The 25111-nt window shown below is 67.5% G+C and carries 15 protein-coding genes; 7 read left to right on the top strand and 8 right to left on the bottom strand.

Annotation, left to right across the window (positions count from 1 at the left end; genetic code table 11):
• Window positions 1–8: 8 nt before the first annotated feature.
• Complete coding sequence (locus IPM80_23725) at window positions 9–1742, bottom strand: hypothetical protein (GenBank protein ID MBK8961354.1); 1734 nt, start codon at window positions 1740–1742, stop codon at window positions 9–11.
• A gap of 168 nt (window positions 1743–1910) precedes the next feature.
• Between IPM80_23725 and IPM80_23720 the strand changes: the two genes are divergently transcribed.
• A complete protein-coding gene (locus IPM80_23720; GenBank protein ID MBK8961353.1) occupies window positions 1911–3221 on the top strand; it encodes an FAD-binding oxidoreductase in 1311 nt (436 codons plus the stop codon).
• A gap of 4 nt (window positions 3222–3225) precedes the next feature.
• Window positions 3226–3963: an SDR family oxidoreductase gene (locus IPM80_23715; GenBank protein MBK8961352.1), complete on the top strand. Its 738-nt coding sequence runs from the start codon at window positions 3226–3228 to the stop codon at window positions 3961–3963.
• Between the two features lie 114 nt (window positions 3964–4077).
• Here IPM80_23715 and IPM80_23710 read toward each other — a convergent pair whose 3' ends face one another.
• The gene (locus IPM80_23710; protein ID MBK8961351.1) at window positions 4078–7356 is read right to left on the bottom strand and encodes a carbamoyl-phosphate synthase large subunit; all 3279 of its coding nucleotides are present in this window, start codon (window positions 7354–7356) and stop codon (window positions 4078–4080) included.
• Between the two features lie 174 nt (window positions 7357–7530).
• Between IPM80_23710 and IPM80_23705 the strand changes: the two genes are divergently transcribed.
• Window positions 7531–8238 (top strand): site-2 protease family protein, encoded by a 708-nt coding sequence (locus tag IPM80_23705; GenBank protein ID MBK8961350.1) that lies wholly within the window; start codon window positions 7531–7533, stop codon window positions 8236–8238.
• Window positions 8239–8325: 87 nt separating this feature from the next.
• Here IPM80_23705 and IPM80_23700 read toward each other — a convergent pair whose 3' ends face one another.
• The 4 genes from IPM80_23700 to IPM80_23685 form a co-directional block, all read right to left on the bottom strand.
• Window positions 8326–8829, bottom strand: coding sequence for a flavin reductase family protein (locus IPM80_23700; GenBank protein ID MBK8961349.1), 504 nt, complete (start codon window positions 8827–8829; stop codon window positions 8326–8328).
• A gap of 63 nt (window positions 8830–8892) precedes the next feature.
• Complete coding sequence (locus tag IPM80_23695) at window positions 8893–9834, bottom strand: DUF808 domain-containing protein (protein MBK8961348.1); 942 nt, start codon at window positions 9832–9834, stop codon at window positions 8893–8895.
• Window positions 9835–9957: 123 nt separating this feature from the next.
• Window positions 9958–10806 carry a hypothetical protein gene (locus IPM80_23690; GenBank protein ID MBK8961347.1) on the bottom strand — a complete coding sequence of 283 codons (849 nt, stop codon included), beginning with the start codon at window positions 10804–10806 and terminating at the stop codon, window positions 9958–9960.
• Window positions 10807–10911: 105 nt separating this feature from the next.
• Window positions 10912–11844 carry a response regulator gene (locus tag IPM80_23685; GenBank protein ID MBK8961346.1) on the bottom strand — a complete coding sequence of 311 codons (933 nt, stop codon included), beginning with the start codon at window positions 11842–11844 and terminating at the stop codon, window positions 10912–10914.
• A 147-nt stretch (window positions 11845–11991) separates the two neighbouring features.
• Between IPM80_23685 and IPM80_23680 the strand changes: the two genes are divergently transcribed.
• The gene (locus tag IPM80_23680) at window positions 11992–16014 is read left to right on the top strand and encodes a response regulator (GenBank protein ID MBK8961345.1); all 4023 of its coding nucleotides are present in this window, start codon (window positions 11992–11994) and stop codon (window positions 16012–16014) included.
• A 30-nt stretch (window positions 16015–16044) separates the two neighbouring features.
• Here the strand turns inward: IPM80_23680 and IPM80_23675 are convergent, their stop codons facing one another.
• Together IPM80_23675 and IPM80_23670 are read right to left on the bottom strand one after the other, a co-directional pair.
• Window positions 16045–20412, bottom strand: a complete 4368-nt coding sequence (locus IPM80_23675) for a PAS domain-containing protein (GenBank protein ID MBK8961344.1) — start codon at window positions 20410–20412, stop codon at window positions 16045–16047.
• A gap of 10 nt (window positions 20413–20422) precedes the next feature.
• On the bottom strand, window positions 20423–21019 hold the full coding sequence (locus IPM80_23670; GenBank protein MBK8961343.1) for a response regulator: 597 nt from the start codon (window positions 21017–21019) through the stop codon (window positions 20423–20425).
• A gap of 173 nt (window positions 21020–21192) precedes the next feature.
• Between IPM80_23670 and iorA the strand changes: the two genes are divergently transcribed.
• Genes iorA through IPM80_23655 form a run of 3 tightly spaced genes read left to right on the top strand, consistent with a single transcriptional unit; the run spans window position 21193 to window position 25108 of the window.
• The gene (iorA, locus tag IPM80_23665; GenBank protein ID MBK8961342.1) at window positions 21193–23016 is read left to right on the top strand and encodes an indolepyruvate ferredoxin oxidoreductase subunit alpha; all 1824 of its coding nucleotides are present in this window, start codon (window positions 21193–21195) and stop codon (window positions 23014–23016) included.
• The gene (locus tag IPM80_23660; GenBank protein ID MBK8961341.1) at window positions 23013–23936 is read left to right on the top strand and encodes a 2-oxoacid:acceptor oxidoreductase family protein; all 924 of its coding nucleotides are present in this window, start codon (window positions 23013–23015) and stop codon (window positions 23934–23936) included. The genes iorA and IPM80_23660 overlap by 4 nt, the downstream gene beginning before the upstream one ends.
• Window positions 23933–25108: a 2-oxoacid:acceptor oxidoreductase subunit alpha gene (locus tag IPM80_23655; GenBank protein ID MBK8961340.1), complete on the top strand. Its 1176-nt coding sequence runs from the start codon at window positions 23933–23935 to the stop codon at window positions 25106–25108. The genes IPM80_23660 and IPM80_23655 overlap by 4 nt, the downstream gene beginning before the upstream one ends.
• Window positions 25109–25111 lie beyond the last annotated feature (3 nt).

Here is a 25111-nt window from a genome sequence, read left to right as displayed (position 1 = left end):
CGAGTCCGTCATGGTTGCGCGCCGGCCTTGTCGGCGACGATGCGCCGCATGCGCGCGGCCGTATCGGCCCATTTCGGCGCCGCGTGATCGAGGTAATAGGATTCGAACAGGTCGAGCGTGGCGCGCGCCTGCGCATAGGGCTGCCGGGCGAGACTCGCTTCGATGCCCGGCATCACCGCTTCGATGGGCACGAAATCGACGTCCGGCTGGTCACGAAACGCATCCACCACTTCGTCGCGGTAGATCCAGATTAGCGCGGTCAGGCGTCCGCCGAGCCGCGCATAGTCGTAGCGGCGCGCGCCGTTCTTGACCAGCGGCTCCTTGTCCATGAACAAATACATCTCTACGCCGTGCGCCGTCATCCACGCCTTGTCGACCGCCTTTTCGTGACCGACGCGCCCGCGTTCGCCGACCTGCTTCTTCGCCACCGAGTACTGCGTGAGGCCGGAATACTCGACGAGGTAAGGCAGGCGGCTGTAGTAGGCGAGCATCGCCAGCGAATTGCTGTAGACCGCGCGCACCGGGCGCTGGCCCAGCACGCGATGCAGGAACTCGCCGCGGTTGCGGCAGAACGCGACGTAGTCCCGCGGGTAGAAGGTCCACTCGGCGGCGATGCCGCGCAACAGCGTCCGCGGTGTGTCGCCAAACGGGTTGCTCGGCAAGGCGCTCGCCACCAGCGTCGCGAGAAACAGCGCGAGCGCCACGGCCTGTCGCTCGATGCCGTTCAGCAGCGCTTCGAACAGCAGCCACAGGAAGGGCAAGGCCGGCATCAGGCGCCGCGCGTACATGAAATCGCCGCCGCTGTGGATGACGTAGAAAGTGAACATGACGAAGGCCACCAGCAGCAGGCCGTACACCGGCGACCACAGGCGCCGCAAGCCGCGCCGCGCCGGCCACAGCACGAGCGCGAGGAACGGCAGCATGAACCAGTTGCGCTCGACGAACAGGCCAACGTAATACAGGCCCTGGCTGGAATATTCGTCGAGCGCCGACTTGGCGTAGAAGGCGGTGGGAAAGATATCGCCGTAGTAACTCAGCTTGAACGCGACGAGAGCGGCGCCGATCAGCGCCAGCGGCACGGCCACGGTCGCACTGTCGGCGCAGCGTTGCGCCACGCTTGCGCCGGGCCTGGCGACGAACGCGTAGGCCACGCCGAGCGCGCAGAACAGCACGCCATCCGGCCGCGTGAGCGTGGCGAGTCCCAGCAGCAGCGCCGCCAGCAACTGGCGACGCCGGTCCGGCACCTCGACCGCCAGCAGCAACAGGCCCCAGCTCGAGAACAGCCCGAACATGCTGGTTTCGAGGCCGCCGGTCGCCCAGCGCTGCTGATCTTCCAGCACCAGGGTCAGCGCCGCGGCAAGCGGCAGGTAGCGCGTGCCCTCGATGGCGGCGCGGCGCCACGACCACCAGGCCAGCAGCGCCACCTGCGCCAGCCAGCAGGCGATGCCGAGCACGTGGGACATGATCTCGGGCCCGGCGCCGAGGCGCATGCAGGCCGCCAGGGCCAAGGTCCACAGGAGATTGGTATAGCCTTCGACGTACTCGCCGGCGTTGTAGACCAGGCCGCGACCTTCAGCGAGGTTCTGCGCGTAGCGAAACGAAATGAAGCCGTCGTCGGACAGCCACGCAAGCTGCATGGCGCGCGCCACGCAGGCGATGGCCACCACCCCCACCGCCAGCACAACGAGGCGACGATTGACGCCGCCGGCTGGCGTCGCGACGGGGCTGTCCACTGGGCTCATGGCTCGGGTCCTTGGCTGGGGTGCGCCATCCTCCGCCGCGCCCGTCCAGGCGCGGTGACATGCATGCATGGCGCGGCAGGCCGCTATTATAGCCGCGCCGCACGTACCGTCGTCGCGGCCAGCGGCAAAAGCCAGGAACCGTGTGCAGCACGCTCGCCAATCGTCATGATGATATCCAAGCCGGTCAGCGGATGGGGACGCTACCCCTCCATCGAAAGCTCGGTGCATGCGCCGGCCACGCGCACGGCGGTGGCGCGCTTGCTGCAAAGCGTGCAGGCGCCCCTCATCGCACGCGGCATGGGTCGCAGCTATGGCGATGCCAGCCTCGCAGCCCGCAGCGTGCTGATGACGCGCCTCGATCACTTCATCGCCTTCGACAGCGCGGCAGGCACGCTCGAATGCAGCGCCGGGGTCACGCTCGCCGACATCCTCGCGGTGGTGGTGCCACGCGGCTGGTTCCTGCCGGTGCTGCCGGGTACGGGTTACGTGACCCTGGGTGGCGCCATCGCCGCCGACGTGCATGGCAAGAATCATCATCATGACGGCAGCTTCAGCCAGTTCGTCGACGAGATCAGCGTGATGCTTGCCGATGGTTCGGTGCTGCGCTGTTCACGCGACAGCCACGCCGACCTGTTCCACGCCAGCGCCGGCGGCATGGGTCTGACCGGCATCATCCTCGCCGCGCGTCTGCGCCTGCGTGCCGTCAGCAGCAGCCATATCGACCAACGCCTGCTGGCGACGCCCGATCTCGACACCACCCTGGCGCTACTCGAACAGCATGAAGGCAGCACCTACGTGGTGGCGTGGCTGGACGTCAATCAAGGCGGCGCGCGACGCGGGCGCGGCATCGTGATGCTGGGCGAACACGCGCGCGACGGCGAGCTTGCGCCGGACACGCGCCGCGCGCTGTCGGTGCCGCTGGACATGCCCGCCGGCCTGCTCGGCAGGCCGCTCACGCGCGCCTTCAATGCGCTCTACCACGCGCGCGGCGCGCGCAACACCGCCAGCCATCGCGTGCACTACGCGCGCTACTTCTTTCCGCTCGATGCGCTCGGCGACTGGAACCGGCTCTACGGCCGGCGCGGCTTCCTGCAGCATCAATGCGTACTGCCACCGGACAGCGCGCGCGTGGCGCTGCGCGAACTGTTGCAATGCGTGACCGCCAGCGGCCTGGTATCGCCGCTCGCGGTGCTGAAGGGCTTCGGCGCCGGCAACGACAACCTGTTGTCGTTTCCACGCAGCGGCCTGACCTTGACCATGGACTTCGCGCGCAGCGACGCGGCGCTTGCGCTGTGCGCGCGTCTCGATGCCATCGTCGTCGCCCACGGTGGTCGCCTGTACCTGGCCAAGGACGCCGCCATGTCGACCGCCACCTTCCGCCACGGCTACCCGCAGTGGCAACGCTTCCAGGAGATCCGCGAACGCTACGGCGCGCTGGGTCGCTTCGCTTCACTGCAATCACAAAGACTGGGGCTCTGAAGCCATGACCAAAGTGCTGCTCATCGGCGCCACCTCGGCGATCGCGCAAGCCGCGGCGCGGCGCTATGCCGCGCGCGGAGCGCACCTGTACCTGGTGGCGCGCGATGCCGAACGGCTGGCGACGTTGGCGCGCGACCTGGAAATTCGCGGCGCCACATCGGTGCACACGGCGCACTGCGACTTCGCGCAGGACTTCGACCCTACGGCGCTGGTCGAGGGCGCGCGCGCGGCGCTGGAGGGTCTCGACGTCGCCCTGCTCGCGCACGGCGTGCTGCCCGATCAAGACGCCTGTGAACACGATCTTGCCGCGCTGCGCGGCGCGTTCGAGATCAACACTCTGTCGATGCTCGCGCTGTTGACCGTGCTCGCCAATGTCATGCAGGCCGCCGGCCGCGGCGCGATTGCGGTGATAGGTTCGGTGGCGGGCGATCGCGGTCGCCAGAGCAATTACGTGTATGGCGCGAGCAAGGCCGCGCTGGAAGTGTTCCTGTCGGGCTTGCGCAATCGCCTGTACAAACACGGCGTGACGGTGCTGACCATCAAACCGGGCTTCGTCGATACGCCGATGACGGCGGCGTTCAAGAAAGGCCCGCTATGGGCGCAGCCCGACACCATCGCCGCCGGCATCGTCGAGGCCATCGATGCGCAACGCGATGTCGTCTACCTGCCGTGGTTCTGGCGCATGATCATGATGATCATCCGTGCCATACCGGAGCGCGTATTCAAGCGCCTGTCGTTGTGATCGGCGCTCATGTGTTTTGTGGGTCAGGCTTCAGCCTGACGAGGCGCAGGGTCGGAACGGGCGAATGTCAGGCTGAAGCCTGACCCACAAATTCCTGTCCGGTCGGTCTTCGACCTACCACACATCCACGAAGCGTCGCGGCTCGCGTCGTTCCCGGCCGGCGGCGCGCAGGCCGCGCAGCAGCCAGGCGCGCGACTCGGCGGGATCGATAACCGCGTCGATCTCGCACACCGACGCGACCGACACCCCCTTGCCCTTGGTGTACATGTGCGCCACGAGTTCATCGAACAGCGCCTTGCGGCTGGCGGCATCGGGCGTCGCCTCGAGTTCTTTGCGGAAGCCGAGTTCCACCGCGCCTTCGAGGCCCATGGGGCCCATCTCGGCGGTCGGCCAGGCGATGGTGAAGAAGGACTGGTGGGTGCTGCCGCCGCACATCGCCTGTGCGCCGAGACCATAGCCCTTGCGCAACACGATGCAGAACAAGGGCACGCGCAGGTTGGCGCTGGCGATGATGAGACGCGAGCCGCGCCGCACCGCGGCGGTCTTCTCGCTGTCCGGGCCGACCATGAAGCCGGGCGTGTCGCACAGCGAGATCACCGGCACGTTGTAGGCATCGCACAGCTGCAGGAAGCGCCCGCCCTTCTCGCCGCCGTCACCGTCGATGGCGCCGCCGAGATGGCGCGGATCGTTGGCGATGAGGCCGAACGGCTGGCCTTCGATGCGAATGAAACAGGTCAAAAGACCAACGCCGTAATGCGGCCTGAGCTCCAGCACCGAGCCTTCGTCGGCCAGTGCGTGGATGACGGTGCGCACGTCGTACACGCGCAGTCGATTCTCCGGGATCAAATGCCGCAGGCGACGCTGATCGACCGCCGTCCACTGCGGTGACACACCCTGGAAATAGCCCAGCAGCTGGCGCGCGGCGGCGGTCGCTTCGCGTTCATCGGCGCAGGCGATGTCGACCACGCCATTGGCGGTCTGCACGTCGATGGGACCGATGTCCTCGGGCTTGAACTTACCCAGGCCACCGCCTTCGATCATGGCCGGGCCGGCCAGGCCGATGTTCGAATTGGCGGTGGCGATGGTGACGTCGGCGCAGCCGAAGATCACGGCGTTGCCGGCGTAACAGCGGCCGGCGTTGACAGCGATGCGCGGCGCCACGCCCGACAGCTTGGGCCAGGTCGCGAAGGTTTTCAGATCCAGCCAGCTCATGCACAGCTCGTCGGTGTCGACATCGCCGGGCCGGCCACCACCGCCCTCGGTGAAGAACACGATGGGCGTCTTCCACTCCGCCGCGATCTCGAACAGGCGGTCTTTCTTCTTGTGGTTGTGATGGCCCTGGGTGCCGGCCAGCACCGTGTAGTCGTAGGCCATCACCGCGCAGCGCGTGTGGTCGGCGCCGAACAGCGCGGCATTGACGGTGCCGAAGCCGGCAATCATGCCGTCGGCCGGCGTGTTCTTCATGAGATCCTCGACGCTGCGACGGCGACGCTGCGCGGCGATGGCGAGTGCACCGTACTCGATGAAGCTGTCGGGGTCGCACAGGTCGGCAACGTTCTCGCGCGCGGTGCGCGCATCGAGCTTGCGGCGCTTGGCCACCGCCTCGGGGCGCGCGGCGTCGAGCGTCAAGGCGTGCGCGGCGCGCACTTCCTCGAGGTCGCCGCGCGTGGCATCGAGATCGATGTCCTGCGTCACTTCCTCGCGATCGTCGGCATGGGCATCGATGGCGAGAAACGCCAGCGCTTCGCCTTCGTCGAGCACGTCGCCGACGCCCACCACGATGCCGGTGATGGTGCCGCTGGCGCTGGCCGCCACCACGTGATGCATCTTCATCGCTTCCAACACCGCGAGTTGCTGGCCGCGCCTGACCGTCGCACCGGGCGCCACGTCGATGCTGATGACGCTGGCACGCATCGGCGCCACCACCAGCGTCGAGCCCGGCGGCGCCGTCACCGCGCTGCGCGCGGCGCCCGCCACTTCCGTCACCTCGCCTTCGTCACGTTCAAAGGCACTGGCCGCGCGCATCAGCGCCGCGCCGTGCTGTTCGACGTAGGTGGTGTTGAGCGCGCCGCTGGCGAGCGCCGGCTCGGCCAGCACCGCCTGCAGCAGCGGCAGGTTGGTGGCGATGCCTTCAATCACGAATTCAGAGGCGGCACGGCGCGCGCGCGCCAGCAGCTGGCTGAAGTCGCCGCCAGTGTGCACGATGAGCTTGGCCAGCAATGAATCGAAGGCCGGGCTCGGCGCGTAGCCGCGGCGCGCGGCGCTGTCGACGCGTATGCCAGGGCCGGTGGCCGCTTCGAAGCGCGTGATGCGGCCGCTGGCCGGACGCGGCGTGCCGTCGTCACCGAGCACTTCGGCGTTGATGCGCAGTTGCACCGCGTAACCGCGCGGCGCGGCGGGTGGCTGATCCATGCCGAGCTCGGCCAGGCTCGCGCCATTGGCAATGCGCAATTGCAGCGCCACGAGATCGAGGCCCAGCACTTCTTCCGTCACCGTGTGCTCGACCTGCAGGCGCGCATTGGCCTCGATGAAGAACCACTCGCCGTTGTCGGCGTCGAGCAGGAATTCGAAGGTGCCGAGGCCACGATAGTTGGCGTGGCGCGCCATGCGCAGCGCGGCGTCGAGCAGCGCATCGCGGGTCTCGGCGTCGAGATGCGGCGCCGGGGCAATCTCGATCAGCTTCTGATGACGGCGCTGGGTCGAGCAGTCGCGTTCCCACAGGTGGGTCACGGCGCCACGGCCGTCGCCCAGCACCTGCACTTCGATGTGACGCGCGTTGGCGATATAGCGCTCGGCGTAGACGCTGCCGTCACCGAAAGCCGCCAGCGCCTCGGAGGTGCAGGCCGCCCACAGCGCCGCGCCGTCGGCGCCCGGCGCCACCACGCGCATGCCGCGCCCGCCGCCGCCGGCGGCGGCCTTGATCACCACCGCCACCGCGGCGCCCTGGCCGGCGCGGAAATCCGCCAAGGCCGGCGCCGACGCCAGCGCACTGGAGGCAGGCAAGGTCGGCACCTTGCACTGGCGCGCGAGATCGTGGGCCGCGAGCTTGTTGCCGAACAGCGCGAGCTGGGTCGGCGTTGGCCCGACAAAAGTCAGCCCCGCCGCTTCGCAGGCCGCGCCGAAGCGCGCCTGCTCGGCGAGGAATCCATAGCCGGGATGCACGCCCCAACACTGCGCCGCCACCGCCTGTTCGACGATCGCGCCGGCATCGAGATAGGCCGCCGCGCCGCGACCGGCAATGCGCAGCGCACTGTCGGCGCGCGTCACGTGCAGGCTGTCGGCATCGTCATCGCTGTACACCGCGACCGTGTGATAGCCCATCTCGGCGGCGCTGCGCATGATGCGCAAGGCCACTTCACCACGGTTGACGATAAGAAGTCGGCGGCTCGTCATGTCGGTACTCGCGTGCTGCAACAAGGGCCGAAGTATAACCGCGCGCGTCTCGCCGCCGCCCCGCCCGATCAAGGGTGCCGCCCGCGTGCGCCGCGCACGGCGTGGTGCGCGCATTGACGTGCCGCGCGCTGCTCGGCACAGTGCCGCGCTGTCCCCTCACGCGGAATTCATCACTTGATCAAAGCGCTCATGCTGCTGCTCGGCGCCGGCAAGCTCGGCAAGGTGCTGCTCACCTGCGGCACCATGGCGCTGTCGGTCATCACCTATTCGTTCGTGTTCGGCTGGCTCTACGCGGCGGGCTTCGTCGCCCTCATACTGGTCCACGAGATGGGGCATTACATCGCCGCGCGGCGGCGTGGCCTCGACGTCGGCGCACCGACCTTCATTCCTTTCGTCGGCGCCTGGATTCAAATGAAGTCGCTGCCGCATGACGCCGAGACCGAGGCCTATGTCGGTCTCGGCGGCCCGCTCGCCGGCACGCTCGGCGCCGTTGCCTGTTACCTCTTGGCGCGTGCCCAGGGCAGCGACCTGCTGCTGGCGCTGGCCTATGCCGGCTTCATGTTGAACCTGTTCAACATGCTGCCGATCTCGCCGCTCGACGGCGGGCGCATCGTCGGCGTGATATCGCCGAAAATCTGGTGGATAGGCGCGCCACTGCTCATCGCACTGTTCATGTGGCGGCCGAGCCCGATGTTGATCCTCATCGCCATCATGGCCGCTCCGCAATTGCTCGCCAGCCTGCGCGGCGACGGCGGGCGACCGGCGGGCTACTACGACATACCGCTCGCGACCCGCGTCAACTACGGCTGCTGGTATCTCGGCCTGCTCGGCATGCTTGCGTTGGCGACGTTCGAACTGCACACGGTGCTGCAAGGGGCGTAAACGACTTGTGGGTCAGACTTCAGTCTGACATTCGAAGCACAGTCGGCACTCGATGTCAGGCTGAAGCCTGACCCACAATACAGACTGTCAACCGCCGTAAAACACCTTCTCGCCGAGGTCCTTGAGGGTCAAGGTCACATCGTCCGGGCGGCCGGCCGGCGCTTCCTTCACGCTGGCATCGATCACTTCACCGATGAACACCGAGTGGTCACCGTTCTCGACCGTGTCCGTCAGACGGCATTCGATGGTGGCGGCGGCGCTGTCCAGCAGCGGTGCGCCACTCACGCCGAAATGGAAATGCTCGCCGTTGACGGTGTGACCGTCGCGCTCGGCGGGCTTGAAGAACGCGAAGGCGAGACCCGACTGATCCTTGCCCAGCACGTTGAGCGCGAAATGACGCGACTGCTTGATGATTTCATGCGCGCCGGAATCGGTCTTCACCCCCACCACCACCAGCGGCGGCTTGAAAGCGGTCTGCGTCACCCAGTTGACGGTGGCGGCGGCGACTTCGCCTTGCGCGTTGGCGCTGGTCAACACGTAAAGACCATAGGGGATCATGCGTAAAGCGGTTTTCTTGGCGGCTTCATCCACGGCGGTTTCCTCGTTGGTTTGAAAATTGGAGTCGGGCGCCCGGCGAGGAGCGCGGCAGGATCATCAATCGCGACCACGCAGTCGCGCCAGCGCGCGCGTCGCCAGCGACACGCCGGCCAGGGCCAGGGCGCCGGTCAGCACGCCGGCCAGTGCATCGCACAGCAAAGGCAGCATCACGTGCAGCACGCCACCCACCACCGGCAGGGCCTCGCCCCAGGCCGCCAGCGCATGGCCGACATGGCCGAGCAGCGGCACGCCATGCATGACGATGCCGCCGCCGACCATGAACATCGCGGCGGTGCCGGCCACCGCCAGGAATTTCATCAAGGCTGGAGCCGCCACCAACAGCGCACGGCCGAGCGCGCGGGCGGCGGACGACGGTTTGGCGTTGAGATACAGACCGGCGTCATCGAGTTTGACGATGGCGGCGACGAAACCGTACACGCCGACGGTCATCAACAGCGCCACCGCCGACAACACCGACAGTTGCTGCATGAACGGCGCGCTCGCCACCGTGCCGAGCGAGATGACGATGATCTCCGCCGACAGCACGAAATCGGTGCGCACCGCGCCGACTATCTTGTCGCGCTCGAAGGCCAGCATGTCGACAGTCGGGTCGGCCACCGCCTCGAGCAGCTGCGCGTGCTCGGCGGCGTCTTCACCGGCGCTGTGCAGGAAACGATGGGCGAGCTTTTCGAAACCTTCGAAACACAGGTAGGCGCCGCCCACCATCAACAGCGGCGTGACCGCCCACGGCGCGAACGCGCTGATGGCCAGCGCGGCCGGCACCAGGATGAGCTTGTTGCGGAACGAGCCCTTGGCCACCGCCCACACCACCGGCAATTCGCGATCGGCGGCGATGCCGGCGACCTGCTGCGCATTCAAGGCCAGGTCATCGCCCAGCACGCCAGCGGTCTTCTTGGCCGCCATCTGGGTCATGACACTGACATCGTCGAGCACCGTCGTGATGTCGTCGAGCAAAGCCAACAGGCTGCCTGCGGGCACGGTTCTGTCCTTGTGGATTCGGGGCGCCTATTCGGCGGGGAATCAGCGACGAGGTCAAGCCCCACGCGCCGACGTTGCTTGCGTCGACACGCGACGCCGCGGCCGAACAGCGCCGCGGCGAAATCAGGGCCGCGAGGAATCCGCCAGGCGGTAAATAGCCGTGTGCAGCACGCGCATCAGTGGCTGCCTGCCTTCGATATGGATATCGATGTCGGCGTAGTCATGGCCCTTGCGCTCGTACAGCGCCACCACCTGCCCGCGTACCGTGATGAGTTCGCCGGGCTGCGCGGTGCCGAGGTGCCGCACCTGGCTGGCGGTATGCACCCAAGCGCCGACCGCGACGCTGCGGTCGACCAGGATATTGGCCTGCCGCAGCAGCCAGGCCGGATGCACGATGTCGTCGTAGCAGGCCAGCTCGTCCATGGCGGCACGCGCAAAGTCCGCCGCTTCCCCGCGTGACTGCACAACCTCCAGCGTGCCGAGCAAGGGCTCGGCGCGCAGTGCCGCGGGCGTGGCCGCGCGACGCGGCATCGGCAGACGTGCGTGCTCGGGTGGCGCGCGGTCGATGGCGGACGGCGCCGGCAGATGCGCGACACCGAGCGCGCACTGCTGGCCGCGGCGATTGGTGACTTCGAGGGTGATACTCACGGCACTCGGCGACGCGGCACTGAGGCTGGCCGCAACCTCGAGTTGCTCGCCGGCATGGATGGGACTGCGCAGGCGGATGTCGCTGGCACCGCGACGCAGGAAGTCGAGGCCGAAGGTCGCCAGCAGCGGATGCAGCAGGTAGCCGTAGGTGGTGACGCCGGGCACCAGGCCGGCGCCGAAGCCATAGGCCTGCGCAGCGCTGTCATCGTGGATGGGATTGCCGCTGTCGACCGCGTCGTTGACCGCCGTCACCGACCACGACGGCAAGGGCTCTCCCAGCGCGAAACGGCTGAAATTGTCGGACTGCTCGCTGTGCACGGCCATCTCCTCGCGCCTTGCAGGGCACGCGCGGACGTTCCGCGCGCGTCAGGCATTCTAGGCGCGGGGTACGGCCACCCGCGAGTCGTTCAGGCGCCGGGCGTGATGCCCTCAGGCGGCGATGGCGGCCGTCGTCGCGCCCTGCGGCTTGGCGAACTGCATCGAAACGAACACTTCGTTACCGCGGCCGCGATAGTCGAGATGGTCGAAGCTCAGCTTGCGCGCCATCGCAATGCCGCGGCCGTGGGAATGGAATGCACGCTCGGGATCGAAATCGAGATAACGATGCCAGTCGAAGCCCGGGCCCTCATCGGTGATGGTGATCTCGACGCTGTCCTCGCGGCGCCGATAGTCGATGGCGACCGCGCGCGCCGCATAGCGCGGGTCGCGCAGGCGCTGGGCGATCTCGTCATGCAGACGTCCGGCTTCCATCAGCCGGCTCTTGTCCTCGTAGCTCAGCTCCAGGTTGCCATGCTCGACGGCATTGACCAGCAATTCCGTCAGGCCCAGCACCACGCGCTGCGATTCCGGACAGGTATTGGCGATGAAAATGCCGAGTTCACGCGCCTCTTCCATGGTGCGGATGCGGAACTCGGCGTGATGCAAGGCGCCGAGCGCACGGCGATCGGCTTCGAGACGGCTGGTGAGTTCATGCTCGCGGCGCAGGTCGGCCACTGCCGCGTCGACGATGGCGCGCAGTTCCTGCTGCTCGAAGGGCTTGACGAGGTAGTAGAACGCGCCGGCCGACAAGCCCTCGGCGACATGGGCCTTGTCCGACAGCGCGGTCTGCATCACCACCGCCAGGTGCTTGAGCTCGTCGTCGGCCTTGATTCGGCGCAGCAGCTCCAAGCCGTTCAACTCCGGCATCTGCCAGTCGAGCAGCAGGATATCGAAGGCATGCGGCGCGGCCTTGAGACGCTGCCAGGCGGTGAGACTGCATTCCTCCGTTTCTACCTCGTAACCGCTGTCGTCGAGCAATTCGCTGATGATTTCGAGAAACAAGGGTTCGTCGTCGATAGCCAGGATGCGGGGAGTGGAGTTCATGCAGCGCCTCTTTGATGGTCGATTCGTGGTCGCGCCCGGCCCGTGCGCGCGCAACGTCAACCAGGCACTAGCGGCAGCACGCCGCCGGGCTTGAGCGGCACGGCGCCGATTTCATCAAGAAAGGTGGTGATTTGCCGCTAAGCGGGCATGAACTTGAGAACACGCATCGTCCTTGCCCTGTGTGCCTTCGGCCTCGTGCCGGGCATGCTCGTCCTCTACACCTATCGCGACCTCGGTGACATCTACAGTGCCGAGACGCAGGCTTACTTCGACGTCGGCGCGCGTAACCTGCTCGACGATATAGACCATACCCTGCTGGGGGAGCGGCGCGACCTGGACGCCCTGGCGCTGTCGCTCGCGGCGCTCGCCGACGGTGGCGACACGCCGCATTTACGCTGGCATTTCTCCAGCGAAATGAAGGCACGCATGCAGGGCGAAGGCAGCCACGATGCCCTCTTGCTTTTGGCTCCGAGCGGCGAGGTGCTGGCCAGCGCCGGACTCGAAAGCGATGCCAATGATGGTCTCGACAGCGCCGCCATTGCGCGCAAATCCTGGTACCTCGAAGCGCTGCGCACCAGCGGCGCGAGCATTCTCGCCGGCCCCGAGCGCCACCTGCTGCCCGGCGCCGCCGGCGCCGAGCGTCTCGGCATGGTCATCGCGCGCGCGGTGACGGGCGCTGACGGGCAAGCGCTGGGCGTGGTCGCACGGGTCATGGATTTCGAGCGCGTGGTGGCCGTCATTGCCGACACCAAGGCATCGTGGGACAGCGTGCACAAGCACCATATCGCCGTTACGGTCATCGACCAGACGCAGCACGTCATCTACGACGACAAGCGGCCCAACCCGGTGACACGCAATCCGCCGCTGGTCGATGCGGCGACCAGCGAAGTGCTGCTCGCCAATCACGAGAAGCGTCCGCCCGTCGCCGCGTTGTCGGGCGACAGGCCGATCTACGGCATCGCCGCCAGCCGCACACTGCAATACGACGACCAATCGAGCGAGCGGATCTCGGGCTGGACCGTGATGCTGACCACCCCGCACCAGAGCGCCTTTGCATCCATCGAGGCGGCGGCCCGCTCGGTCAAGATCACGCTGTCGGTCACCACCCTGTTGTTGTTGGTGAGCGGCGTGCTGTTGAGCCGGCGGCTGATGAAGCCCATCGAATCCTCACGCCGTGTGCTGGACCGACTCGCGGCCGGCGACCTGTCCGCCTTCCAGCAGCAACACCACGTCGAGGAAGAGTTCGACAGCGTGTTCAACGCGCTCGAAATCCTGCGCGTCAAACTCGGTGAGCGGGAAGATCGCGAAGCCGAGATCCGGCGCCTGAACGACGAACTGGAACAGCGCGTGCTGGCCCGCACCGCCGAGTTGAAGGCCGAGACCGGGCGCAGCCGCGAAGGCGCGCAACGCTTCCGCGATTTCGTGCAGGCCGCCACCGAAATGCTGTGGGAAACCGACGCGGATCTGCGCTACACCTACCTGTCGGAGGGCTGTGCGCCGGTCATCGGCCTGGCGCCGGACACACTCATCGGTAAAGTCTGCAACTACCTGGTGCCGCCGGCCGGGGTGCCGGCCAACCACGCCGCGTGGCGCGAGCAGCGCGCCATCGTCACCGCGCGCCAACCGTTCCACAATTTCGAGCTGCAATTCACCAATGCCCTGGGCGTGGACGTGGTGATGCAGGTCAGCGGCGTGCCGACCTTCGGCATCGACGGCGTGTTCCGCGGTTACCGCGGCGTTGGCCGCGACCTCACCGCTCAGCGCCGCGCCGAACGCGAGCGCGCGGCCGCCGAACTGCGCACACGGCTGGTCTTCGACACCGCCAGTGACGGCATCCTGGTGGCCCGGCCCGATGGCGCCATCATCGATGCCAATCGCGCCGCCGAGCGTATTCTCGGCTACCCCGAAGGCGGCCTGGTGGGCGCCAACGTGGCGCAGGTAGTGCCGGATTCCGGGCATTTCGACTTCCTCGCCCTGCACGCCGAATCAGGCGCCGGCGCGGTGCGTGAGATCGGCATGCGACGCGCCGATGGCACGGACATCAAGGTCGACCTCGCCGCCAGCCGTGGCAGCAACGGCGACGGCACGTTGTTCATCGGCGTGATACGCGACGCCAGCCAACGCCTGACCAACGAGGCGCTGTTGATCGAAGCGCGCGAGAAAGCCGAGGGCGCGACGCGCGCCAAGGCCGATTTCCTCGCCAACATGAGCCACGAAATTCGCACGCCCATGAATGCCGTGATCGGCCTTGCGCACCTCGCGCTGAAGAACGACCCGCCGCCACAGACCCGCGACTACCTGCAGAAGATCCATACCGCCGGCGGCGCCTTGCTCGGCATCGTCAACGACATTCTCGATTTTTCGAAAATCGAAGCCGACAAGCTGGAGCTCGAGGAGGTGCCGTTCCGCCTCGACCAGGTGGTCGCCAACGTGGTGGGCATGCTGGGTCTGCGGGTGCGTGAAAAGGGCCTGCTGCTGGTCATCGACAATCCGCCCGGCGTGCCGCAGGCGCTGCGTGGCGACCCGCTGCGCGTGCAGCAGGTATTGCTCAACCTCATGACCAATGCCATCAAGTTCACCCACGCGGGCGAGATCCATCTGCGCATTCGCATGCTCGCCCAGCACGACGGCGAGGTACAGCTGGAAATCGCCGTGGCCGACACCGGCATCGGCCTCAATCCGCGCCAGGTCGCCGAACTGTTCCAGTCCTTTGCCCAGGCGGATTCCTCCCATACCCGGCGCTATGGCGGCACCGGCCTCGGACTTGCGATCTGCAAGCGCCTGGTCGGCATGATGGGCGGCGACATCGTGTGCGAAAGCAGCGAGGGCGTGGGCAGCACGTTCCGCTTCGACCTGCGGCTCAAACTCGCGGCTGACCAGGCACCGCTGCGGGCGCCCGACTGGTTGCGCGCCCTGCGCGTGCTGGTGGTCGATGATCACGCGCTGTGTCGGCAGGTGGTGGGCGAGATGCTGCAGGCACTCGGCTGTCATGCGCAATGCGCCGAGGACGGGCGCGTGGCGCTGACCATGATGCACGACGCCACCGCCGCCAACGCACCATTCGACCTGGTGCTGATGGATTGGCGCATGCCCGACATCGACGGCATCGAAGCCACCGAGATGATCAAGCGCGACGCCACCCTGACCGCGCGCAGCCGCATCGTCATGCTGACCGCCTTCGACGATGCCGACCTGCGCAAACGGGCGCTGCGCGCCGGCATGGATGGCTTCCTGGTCAAACCGCTCAGCACCAACGACCTGCTCCAATCGATCCTCGCGCTGTATGCCCAGGAGGGTGACTCGGTGCATGGCCGCGCACAGGCCGCCGAGGCCGCCGAACTTTCTGAACGCCTGGCCGGTGTGCGCGTGTTGCTGGTCGAAGACAACGAGATCAACCAGCAGATAGCGGTCACGCTGCTCAGCGATGCCGGCGCCCTGGTCGAAACCGCGGTCAACGGTCGCATCGCGGTCGAGTACCTCGAAGCACGCGGCGCGGCGGCCTTCGATTGCGTGTTGATGGATATCCAGATGCCGGAGATGGACGGCTACGAAGCGACGCGTCGCATCCGCGCCTGGCCGGATTTCGAGAAACTGCCGATCATCGCCATGACCGCCCATGCCATGGCCGAGGCGCGCGAGCGTTGCTACGCGGTCGGCATGAACGAGCACCTGGTCAAGCCCATCGATCCCGAAGCGCTGTACGCGACGGTCGAGCGCATCGTCGGCGCGCGCGCGCGCGTCACCGTCGAGCTTGCCGCCGCACCGCCGCCCGCGGCCGCGCTCGACGCAAGCTTGCCGGACTTGGCCTCGGTCGAAGTACCGGGCGTGGATATCGCCGCCGCGCTGCGGCGCCTGGGTGGCCGCGAATCACTTTACTTGCGCACGCTGAACCAGTTTCTGAGCCGTGGCGCCGGCAGCGCCGAAGACATCGCCGCGAGCCTGGCTGCCGCCGCGCAGTCCGATGCGGTGCGCCACGCGCATACCGCCAAGGGCGTGCTGGGCTATGTCGGCGCCGCGCGCGCGCAAGCGTTGGCGGCTGAGCTCGAGGAACGGTTGGCCGCGGATGGTGACAGCGCCGAGGTCGAGCGCTTGCTCGGGCAATTTCGCGAAGAGCTGGCGACGCTGGTCACGCACCTGACGTCGCTGGTCAAGGCGCGCGTGGCGGCCTGAAGCGCCGCGCGCGACTCGACCCATCGACAATCAACCGGCCGCGCGGCGCGAAGCGCTCTCCAAGGCCTGCAGCACGGCCTGCGGTTCGGCCGGCTTGCCCAGGAACACCACGCCACCGGCACGCGCCACTTCGCGCGTCGCGGCGTCGGTGTAACCGCTGTACAGCACCACCGGCACATCGGCGCGCACCTTGCGCAAGGCCGAGGTCAGTTCCAGCCCGGTCAGACCGGGCATGGTCTGATCGGTGAACACCACGTCGAAGTCCTGCGGCCGCGCGGCGAACAGGGTGCGTGCTTCCAGGCCATTGGCGGCCAGCGTCGGCTGCGCGCCCTCGCCCAGCAACAGCTCGCTGACGAAGTTGCGCACCAAGGGTTCATCGTCCACCACCAGCACGCGCAGGCCGTCGACCGGCGCCGCGCGCTGGGCATCGATGGCATGGCTCTTGGGCACGGCGTGGGCGGGGCGGAACAGCAGTACGAATTCGGTGCCGGCGCCGGGCGTCGAGCGCACCAGGATGTGGCCATCGGCGCGATGCATGATGCCGTGCACCACCGACAAGCCCATGCCACTGCCCTTGCCCACTTCCTTGGTGGTGTAGAACGGGTCGAAGATGCGCGTGAGCGTCGCGGCATCCATGCCGGCGCCATCATCGCTGACCGAGATGGCGACGAATTCGCCGTCCACGTTCGCCTGGCAGGCCGTGCACCGGTCGTGATAGGTGGCGACGTCGTCGATGCGGATCACGATGTGGCCGTGACTGTCGACCGCGTCGCGGGCATTGACCACCAGGTTGACCAGCACCTGGTGCAGCTCCACGGCGTCTATCGCGATCGGCGGCACGTTGTCGGGCACCGCCAGTTTGAACTCGATGCTGGACGGAATGATGGTGCTGAGCAGGTGCGTCACTTCGCGCGCCACGGCCACCGGCTCGATGGCCTGCGCCTGGCCGCTGGGCGCGGCGCGGCTGAAGGCCAGCATCTTGGCCACCACCTCGCGCCCGCGTTCGCCGGCGGTCAGCACGGCATCGAGATACTCGGCGAGCTTGCTGCCCGGGTCCTGGGCGTAACGTTGCCGCGCCAGGGTGCCGAAGCCAATCACGCTGGCAAGGATGTTGTTGAAGTCGTGGGCGATGCCGCCCGCCAGCTGGCCGACCGCCTCCATCTTCTGGGCCTGCTGGATCTGCAGGCGCAAGCGCTCGTGCTCCGCTTCCTGGGCGCGCGCCTCGGTGATGTCTTCCAGCGTACCGACGAAGCCCAGTGCGTCGCCGGTGCCGAACGTACGCGCCACGCGTACATGCACCACGCGCACGCCGATGGTCGGCAGCGTGTAGCGATACTCGATGTCGTAGGCCTGGGCGTCGCCCGTCACGAACGCTCTCCAGGTCGAGCGCACGCGCTGCTGGTCATCCACGTGGACGAACTCCAGCCAGGTGTCGCCCATGCCTTGATCGGGCGCGAGGCCAAAATTTTTCCTCAGCGAGGCATTGAGGTATTGCAGGCTGCCCTTGTCGTCGGTCCAGAAGATGCCGCTCGGCGAATTATCCAGCACCGCGCGCAGGCGCGCCTCGCTGTTGACCAGCGCGGCCTCGGCCAGCTTCCTGTCATTGATGTCGATATGGATGCCAATCATGCGCAAGACGCGACCGTTGGCGCCGCGTTCGACCACCTGGCCGCGCGTTGCCACCCATTTCCATTCACCACCCCGCGTGCGCAAACGGATCTCGCTGTCGAAGAACGAAGTGCGTCCGGCGAGGTGCGCGATCATGGCCACGCGGCTGGCGTGATCGTCCTCCGGGTGGATCAGAGCCAGCCATGCGGCGTGGCTTGGCAGTTCGTCGGCGTCGTAGCCGAGCATGCTCGCCATGTGCGAGTTGTGCGTGAAATCGTCGCGATCGATCTGCCAGTCCCACACGCCGAGATTGCCGGCCTGGATCACCAGCTGCAGCTGTGCTTCGCTTTCACGCAGGTGATCCTCGGCATCGCGCTGGTCCTGCATATCGACGTGCACACCGGTCATGCGCAGCGGGCGACCGCTCTCGTCGCGCCCGGAAACGACGCCGCGACTCATGACCCAATGCCAGCCGCCGTCGGGAACGGCGATGCGGAAATCGACCAAGTAGCTGGGCGCCTCGCCGCGCAGGTAGGCGCCGAAGGCCTGGCGCACGTGCTCGTGGTCGTCGGGATGAATGATTTTTGCCCACGCTCGCCGGGACTGCGGCTGATCGGCATTGGCAATGCCGAGCCGCGCCAGCCATTGGCTGGAGGTACGCACCTCGTCCGAGGTGAGATCGAGTTCCCACAGGCCGATGGGCACGTTGTCCAGTACCAGTTGCATGCGTTGCTGCTCGGCCTGCAGGGCGGCCTGGGCGCGCTTGAGGTGGGTGATGTCGATATGCACGCCCGACATGCGCAAGGGCCGTCCGTCCGGCGCGCGCGCCGTGACGGTGCCGCGGTCGAGCACCCAGATGTAGTCGCCTTCGCGGGTGCGCAACCGGTGTTCGGACTCGTAGTGCGGCGTGCCGCCGGCAATGTGCGCCGCGACCGCCGCAATGGCGAACTCGGCGTCGTCCGGGTGGATGAACCGTTTCCAGGTTTCAACATGGGGCGTGAGCTCGGCCAGCGTGTAGCCGAGCATGCCCGCCCAGTTTTCGTTGTACTGCACGGCATCGGTGGTGAGATCCCAGTCCCACACGCCCGCCGCCGCGCCATTGACGACGAATTCCAGCCATTGCTGCTGGCGCGCCTGGGCGCGCTCCATGGACTGACGTTGGATCTCGGCCGCCGCGCGGCGCGCCACCGTGCCGAGCAGCGCCCGCGTGCTGGCCTCGTCGCTGGGACGGCAGCGGCGCAGTGCGTACAGCATGCCTATCGGATCGCCGGCCAGGTTCACTATCGGTTCGGCGAACAGGCACTCGCAGTCGTGGCCGATCAGCAGCGGATCATCGGGGAACAGGCTGGCCAGGCACGAACACTGGCTGAAGCCCGGCGCGCCGTCGCGGATCGCGGCCGCGCTGCCCAGCACCTCGCTTTCCACGGGATCATCGCGGCGCGGCCAGCTGCCCAGCAGCCGCTGGCGCTGATTGTTCTCGACGAAGCGCACCACGCCCGCGACCGTGGCGTCGATGCCATAGGCCAGCGCCTCGGCAAAGGTATCGAACGGGTCTTCGCGAATATCGGTACGCGCCAGGCGGTCGAGCGCCAGGCGCAGACGTTCGCGTTCGGTGATGTCGGTGCGCAGCGAAATGAAGCCGCCGTGCCGCGCGCCATTGCCGGCCAGCGGCAGGATGCTGGATTGCACCCAGTAGGGCGTGCCGTCCTTGCGTCGGTTCTGCAGCACACCGTGCCAGGCATGACCATCGAGTATCGAGTTCCACAGCTGCCGATAGGTTTCCTCGCCATGCACACCGGATTTCAGCAGTCGATGGTTCTGGCCCAGCAGTTCCTCGCGGGTGTAGCCGCTGATCTCGCAGAACTTGTCGTTGGCATGCACGATGTCGCCGAACTCGTCGGTGACCGACACGATCGCATGGGCATCGAGCGCGTTGCGCAGGGAGTCGAGTTCGGCGTTGGTGACGGCCAGCGCCTGCGACTGCTCGATGACCTTGCCGCGTTCGACCTCGATGCGACCCAGCATGTCGTTGAAGGCGCGTGCAAGCTGCGCGAGCTCATCGTTGCCGGTGAGCGAGATGCGCACGCCGAAGTCACCGGCCGTGACGGCGCGCGCGGCGTTCTCGATGGTGGTGAGACGCGCGCGGTGGACGCGATCACCCAGCCACCACATCAACAACAGCACCCCACCGATCTCGAGGCCATGACGCAGCGCTTCGGAGCGCGCCAGCGCGCTGGCCGCGCGCAGCGACGTCGAGGTATCGTCGCGTCGGTACAGGCGTGCGATTTCCCGGGCCGGCTGCCCATCGACGGCGTGCGCCAATACCGGCACCACGGAATACAGCCGCGCCCCGTGCACCTTGCTCACGGCGCCCGGCGCCATGGTCTCGATGAGACCGAAGGGCACCGGCTCGAACGCGCCGCCCGCTGCCTGCGCGTTATGGGCGGCCAGCACCTTGCCGTCGGCATCGACGAGCACCGCGGCGTCGAGGTCCGCGTCCTGCCTCAGCGCCTCGAAGGCGGCCTCGATGTCACCCTCGTGCTGCCCCAGCAAGCCGTGAGACAGTTGCGCCGCCAGCTCACGCGAACCGGACACGACCCGCGACGTCATCTGCTCCAGCGCGTGGCGGCGATTGGTCTGCACCTCGTGCACGTAGGTGTCAATCATCAGCAGCGCGAAGCCCGCGCCGATGATGATCGGAAACGTCACGCGCATCGGATAGCGCGCCAGCAGCTGGTACAAGGCCAGCGCCGGTCGCCAGCGCGGCAGGGGCGCGGTGTATTCAGTCATCGCAAACTTGTCATCGAAGGTTGTCGGCCACCCGTGCAGCTCCACCCAGTTCCAGGTGGCTGGCCAGCAACGCCATGTCCAGGGGTTTTTCCAGGCACAGTTCCGCGCCGGCGACACGCATCGCCTCACGCGTTTCACTGTTCATATAGCCCGACAGGAACACCACGCGGGTGGTGCGGGTGGCGGGGTCGGCCTTGATGCGACGGCAGACTTCGAGGCCGTCCATGCCCGGCATTTTAAGGTCGAGCAGGACCACGGTGGGATGAAAGGTGGCGACCTTGAAGCCCGCCTCGAAGCCATCGCCGGCAATCGCCGTCTCGACGCCGTGGGTCTCGAGGAATTCACACAGCAGCCGCCGGATCTGCGGGTCGTCATCGACCACCAGCGTGCGTGCCGCGCCGCCGCCGCTGCCGGCGGCAAACGGAATGCCACGCTCGCGCGCGAAGCGCTCGACCTCGTGGCGGGCGAAGCGGCGGTGTCCGCCGGGCGTGATGCGATCGGCGCACAGGCCCTTGTTGGCCCAGGCGCGCACCGTCACCGGCGCAACGCCGAGCAGGTTGGCGACCTCGGCGGGGGTCAGGAATTCCTCGTTGTGTTCGACCATCATGGCTGCCTTTGAGATTGGACAACCTGTAGCGGATCGAGCGGTTGAAACTTTAGCGGCGGCGCGTGAGGCGGCGACGCCGATTGACCCATATCAAATCGTGGCCCCCGACCGCGGGTGACATTGACGACGCGGCGTTGGGGCCGTGGGCGCAAGTTTGGCGACAGGGGGAGTTCATGAGCAGCGTGGCGAAGGTGGTGGAGGCGACGACGCCCGGGCCGGAGGTCAGGCCCATGACCGGCAACGAGGCCATCGCGCGCGGCGCCTGGGAAGCGGGCGTACGCCTCGCCAGCGCCTATCCCGGCACGCCCTCGACCGAGATCCTGGAAAACCTCGCCACCTACCCGCGCGAAGATCTGCACGCGCAGTGGTCGACCAACGAAAAAGTCGCGCTCGACGTCGCCATCGGCGCCAGCTACTGCGGCGTGCGGGCGCTGACCGCCGCCAAGCACGTCGGTCTCAACGTCGCCGCCGACGCGCTGCTGTCGCAGGCCTACATCGGCGTGCACGGCGGCCTGGTGCTGGCCATCTGCGACGACCCCGGCATCCACAGTTCCCAGACCGAGCAGGACACACGCCTTTACGCGCGCCTCGCCACGGTGCCGGTGCTGGAACCGGCCGACGCCCAGGAAGCGCTGGAATACACCCGCCTCGCCTTCGATCTCAGCGAAGAATTCGATACGCCGGTGATCGTGCGCAGCACCACGCGCCTGTCCCACACCCGTGCGCCGGTGCGGGTCGGAGCGCGCCGCGAAGTGCCGCCCAAGCCGTTCCGCGAGGAGCCGGAGCGCAATGTCATCATGCCCAGCCTGTCGCGCCGCCAGCGGCCGCGCATCATCGAACGCGAGAAGAAGCTCGAAGCCTGGTTTAGCGCATCAAAGCTCACGCGCCGCGAAATGCGCAGCGCCAAGGTCGGCGTCATCACGGTCGGCATGGCCTATGTCTATGTGAAGGAGGTGCTGCCCGAGGCGAGCGTGCTGAAGCTGCCCTCCTCCTATCCGCTGGCACGCGACGCCATTCGTGACTTCTGCGCGCAGGTCGAGCGGGTGTTCGTGGTCGAAGAGCTAGAATCGATCATCGAAACCGAGGTGCGCGCCATGGGCATAGACGCGCACGGCAAGGAATTTTTCACGCGCATCGGCGAACTGTCGGCGGAAAACGTGCGCGAAGGCTTCGTCGCGGCCGGCATCCTGGCGGCACGCCCGGCCGTGGCGCCCGCGCCTTTCGCGCCGCTGGTGCGCCCGCCGGTGCTGTGCGCCGGCTGCCCGCACATCGGCAGCTACCACGGCCTGCGCGGTGACGATGCGCGCGTGACCGGCGACATCGGCTGCTACACCCTCGCCGCCTTGAAGCCGTTGGCGGCCATGGATACTTGCGTATCGATGGGTTCCAGCATCGGCAACGCGGTCGGCATGTCGCTGTCCGGCGCCGAGCGCAAACCGATTGTCGCCACCATCGGCGATTCGACCTTCCTGCACGGCGGCATACCCGCGCTGATCGACGCGGTCTATAACCAGGCCAACATCACCGTGCTGCTGCTCGACAACCGCACGGTGGCCATGACCGGCGGCCAGGATCATCCCGGCACCGGCAAGACCTTGCGCGGCGATGCCACGCACAAGGTCGATTACGAGGCCATCTGCCGCGCGGCCGGCGTCACCTGGATCAAACGCATCGACTCCTACGATCTCGCGGTCGGTCACCAGACCCTGCGCGAAGCGATGGAATACGACGGCGTGGCGGTGGTGATCTCGGACCGCCCCTGCGTGCTCGACCCGGTCAAGATCAAGGGCACGCCGTTCCGCGTGAACGCGGAGGCCTGCACCGCCTGCCAGTCGTGCATGAATCTCGGCTGCCCGGCCATCACCTGGAGCGATGAACTCCACGAAGGGCGGCACAAGGTGCAAATCGACCAGGCGCTGTGCATAGGCTGCTCGATGTGCGTGCAGGTGTGCCCGACCGATGGCCTGGTGTGCGGCGCCATCGAGGCGAGCCCATGAGGGCGACGCTCGAACCGGTATTCGGCGCGCAATCCGAGACGGCGCGCCCGACCAATGTGCTGGTGGTCGGCGTCGGCGGCCAGGGCGTGATCATGGTGTCCAAGGTCATGGCGCGCATCGCGCAGTTGCATTGCCTGGAGATCAAGCAGAGCGAAGTGCACGGCATGGCCAAGCGCGGCGGCTCGGTGTTCAGCCACGTGCGTTTCGGCGCCGAAGTGTGGGCGCCGACCATCGCGCTCGGCGAAGCCGACGTGGTGGTGGCGCTGGAATGGGCCGAAGGCCTGCGCTGGCTGCCGTATTTGAATCCGGTCAGTGGCAGCCTGATCGTCGACACCAAGCGCATCGTGCCGCCGTTCGGCTGCATCGACAGACGCCGTGGCGCGACGCTCGCCTACCCCGATACGCGCATCGCCGAAGTCGCCGCCCATGTGCCCAATCTCTACGCGCTCGATGCCGAAGGCATGGCGCTGGCGCTGGGCAACGCGCGGGTCGCCAACACCGTGCTGCTCGGCGTGTTGTCCACCACCCTCGATTTCCCGGCCGAGGAATGGCGGCGCGTGATCGCCGAATTCGTGCCCGCCGCCACCGTCGCCACCAATCTCGAAGCGCTGGATGCGGGGCGCGCCTGGGCCGAACGCGTGCATGACGGCGCGCCGCTCGAGGCGCCGCGCAGCGCGCCCGCGAGCAAGCCGGCAGCGGTCGTCGACAGCATCGCGCTGGACATCAACCCCGCCTGGTGCAAGAGCTGCGACATCTGCGTGAAGATGTGCCCGGAACTGTGCCTGCGTTTGAATGAAGAGCAGAAAGTGGAATTGACCGATGCCGCGCTGTGCACCGGCTGCCATATCTGCGAATGGCTGTGCCCGGACTTCGCCATCAAGGTCAACCTTGTTGCAGCAAGCGAGGTAGTGCCCGCATGAGTTCCAGCGCCAAGGCCGTCAACCTGCAAGGCAACCGCGCCTGCGCACTGGCCGCCATCGCCGCCGGCTGCCGTTTCTACGCCGGCTATCCCATCACGCCCTCGACCGAGATCGCCGAGACCATGGCCGCCGAACTGCCCAAGCTCGGCGGCGTGTTCATCCAGATGGAAGACGAAATCGCCTCGATGGCGGCGGTGGTCGGCGCGGCCATGGGCGGCGCCATCGCCATGACCGCCACCAGCGGCCCGGGCTTTTCCCTGAAGCAGGAGAATCTCGGTTACGCCAGCGCCGCCGAGATCCCGTGCGTGGTGGTGAACGTGATGCGCGGCGGCCCGAGTACCGGCATGCCGACGCGCCCCGCGCAGGGCGACGTGATGCAGGCGCGCTGGGGCACCCATGGCGATCATCCGATCATCGTGTTGAGCCCGGCCTCGGTGCCGGAGATCCACGCACAGACGCGCAAGGCCTTCGAACTCTCCGAGCGCTTTCGCATTCCGGTGGTGGTGCTGTATGACGAAGTGCTGGGCCACCTGGTCGAAACCGTCGATATCGACGGTGACGACCACGCGCCGATGATCGAAAGACGCTTCGCCAGCGGCCCGCGCGAAAGCTACCAGCCCTATGCGCCCGATGAACACGGCATCCCGGTGATGGCGCGTCCCGGCGACGGCTACCGCACCCACACCACCGGCCTCACCCACGATGCCAGCGGCTTCCCGACCCAGGACCCGGCGCGCGTGGCGCGCATCATGGAACGCCTGCTCGGCAAGACCGAGCGGCACCGCGACGCCATCGAGCAATGGCAATGCATCGAATGCGATGACGCCGAGGTGCTGGTGGTGGCCTATGGCATCAGCGCGCGCGCCGCGACCCACGCCGTGCATGCGGCACGTGCGCGTGGCATCGCCGCCGGCCTGCTGCGGCCCATCACGCTGTGGCCGTTTCCGGAAAGGGCCCTGGCGGCCGCCGCACGGCACGCGCACACGGTGCTGGTGCCCGAATTGAACGCCGGGCAGTTGTTGCTCGAGGTCGAACGGCTGTGCGGCCACGGGCCGGCGGTGCAAGGCCTGCAGCGGCTCGATGGCGAAACCATCACGCCCGCGCAGATCCTGGCCGACATCGAACGCCTGGCGGCGGCGCCGGCGCGGCGCCGCGTCGGCGACGGACGTTGAGGA

The sequence above is a fragment of the Pseudomonadota bacterium genome (assembly GCA_016719885.1).
Taxonomy (GTDB): Bacteria; Pseudomonadota; Gammaproteobacteria.
The sequence above is the reverse complement of the archived record's forward strand: the minus strand, read 5'-3'. Positions and strand labels throughout refer to the sequence as shown.

Coding starts and splice junctions, on each gene's coding strand:
- IPM80_23725 (MBK8961354.1), bottom strand. CDS start 1,742: ATGAGCCCAGTGGACAGCCCCGTCGCGACGCCAGCCGGCGGCGTCAAT.
- IPM80_23720 (MBK8961353.1), top strand. CDS start 1,911: ATGATATCCAAGCCGGTCAGCGGATGGGGACGCTACCCCTCCATCGAA.
- IPM80_23715 (MBK8961352.1), top strand. CDS start 3,226: ATGACCAAAGTGCTGCTCATCGGCGCCACCTCGGCGATCGCGCAAGCC.
- IPM80_23710 (MBK8961351.1), bottom strand. CDS start 7,356: ATGACGAGCCGCCGACTTCTTATCGTCAACCGTGGTGAAGTGGCCTTG.
- IPM80_23690 (MBK8961347.1), bottom strand. CDS start 10,806: ATGGCCGTGCACAGCGAGCAGTCCGACAATTTCAGCCGTTTCGCGCTG.
- IPM80_23685 (MBK8961346.1), bottom strand. CDS start 11,844: ATGAACTCCACTCCCCGCATCCTGGCTATCGACGACGAACCCTTGTTT.
- IPM80_23680 (MBK8961345.1), top strand. CDS start 11,992: ATGAACTTGAGAACACGCATCGTCCTTGCCCTGTGTGCCTTCGGCCTC.
- IPM80_23675 (MBK8961344.1), bottom strand. CDS start 20,412: ATGACTGAATACACCGCGCCCCTGCCGCGCTGGCGACCGGCGCTGGCC.
- IPM80_23670 (MBK8961343.1), bottom strand. CDS start 21,019: ATGATGGTCGAACACAACGAGGAATTCCTGACCCCCGCCGAGGTCGCC.
- iorA (MBK8961342.1), top strand. CDS start 21,193: ATGAGCAGCGTGGCGAAGGTGGTGGAGGCGACGACGCCCGGGCCGGAG.
- IPM80_23660 (MBK8961341.1), top strand. CDS start 23,013: ATGAGGGCGACGCTCGAACCGGTATTCGGCGCGCAATCCGAGACGGCG.
- IPM80_23655 (MBK8961340.1), top strand. CDS start 23,933: ATGAGTTCCAGCGCCAAGGCCGTCAACCTGCAAGGCAACCGCGCCTGC.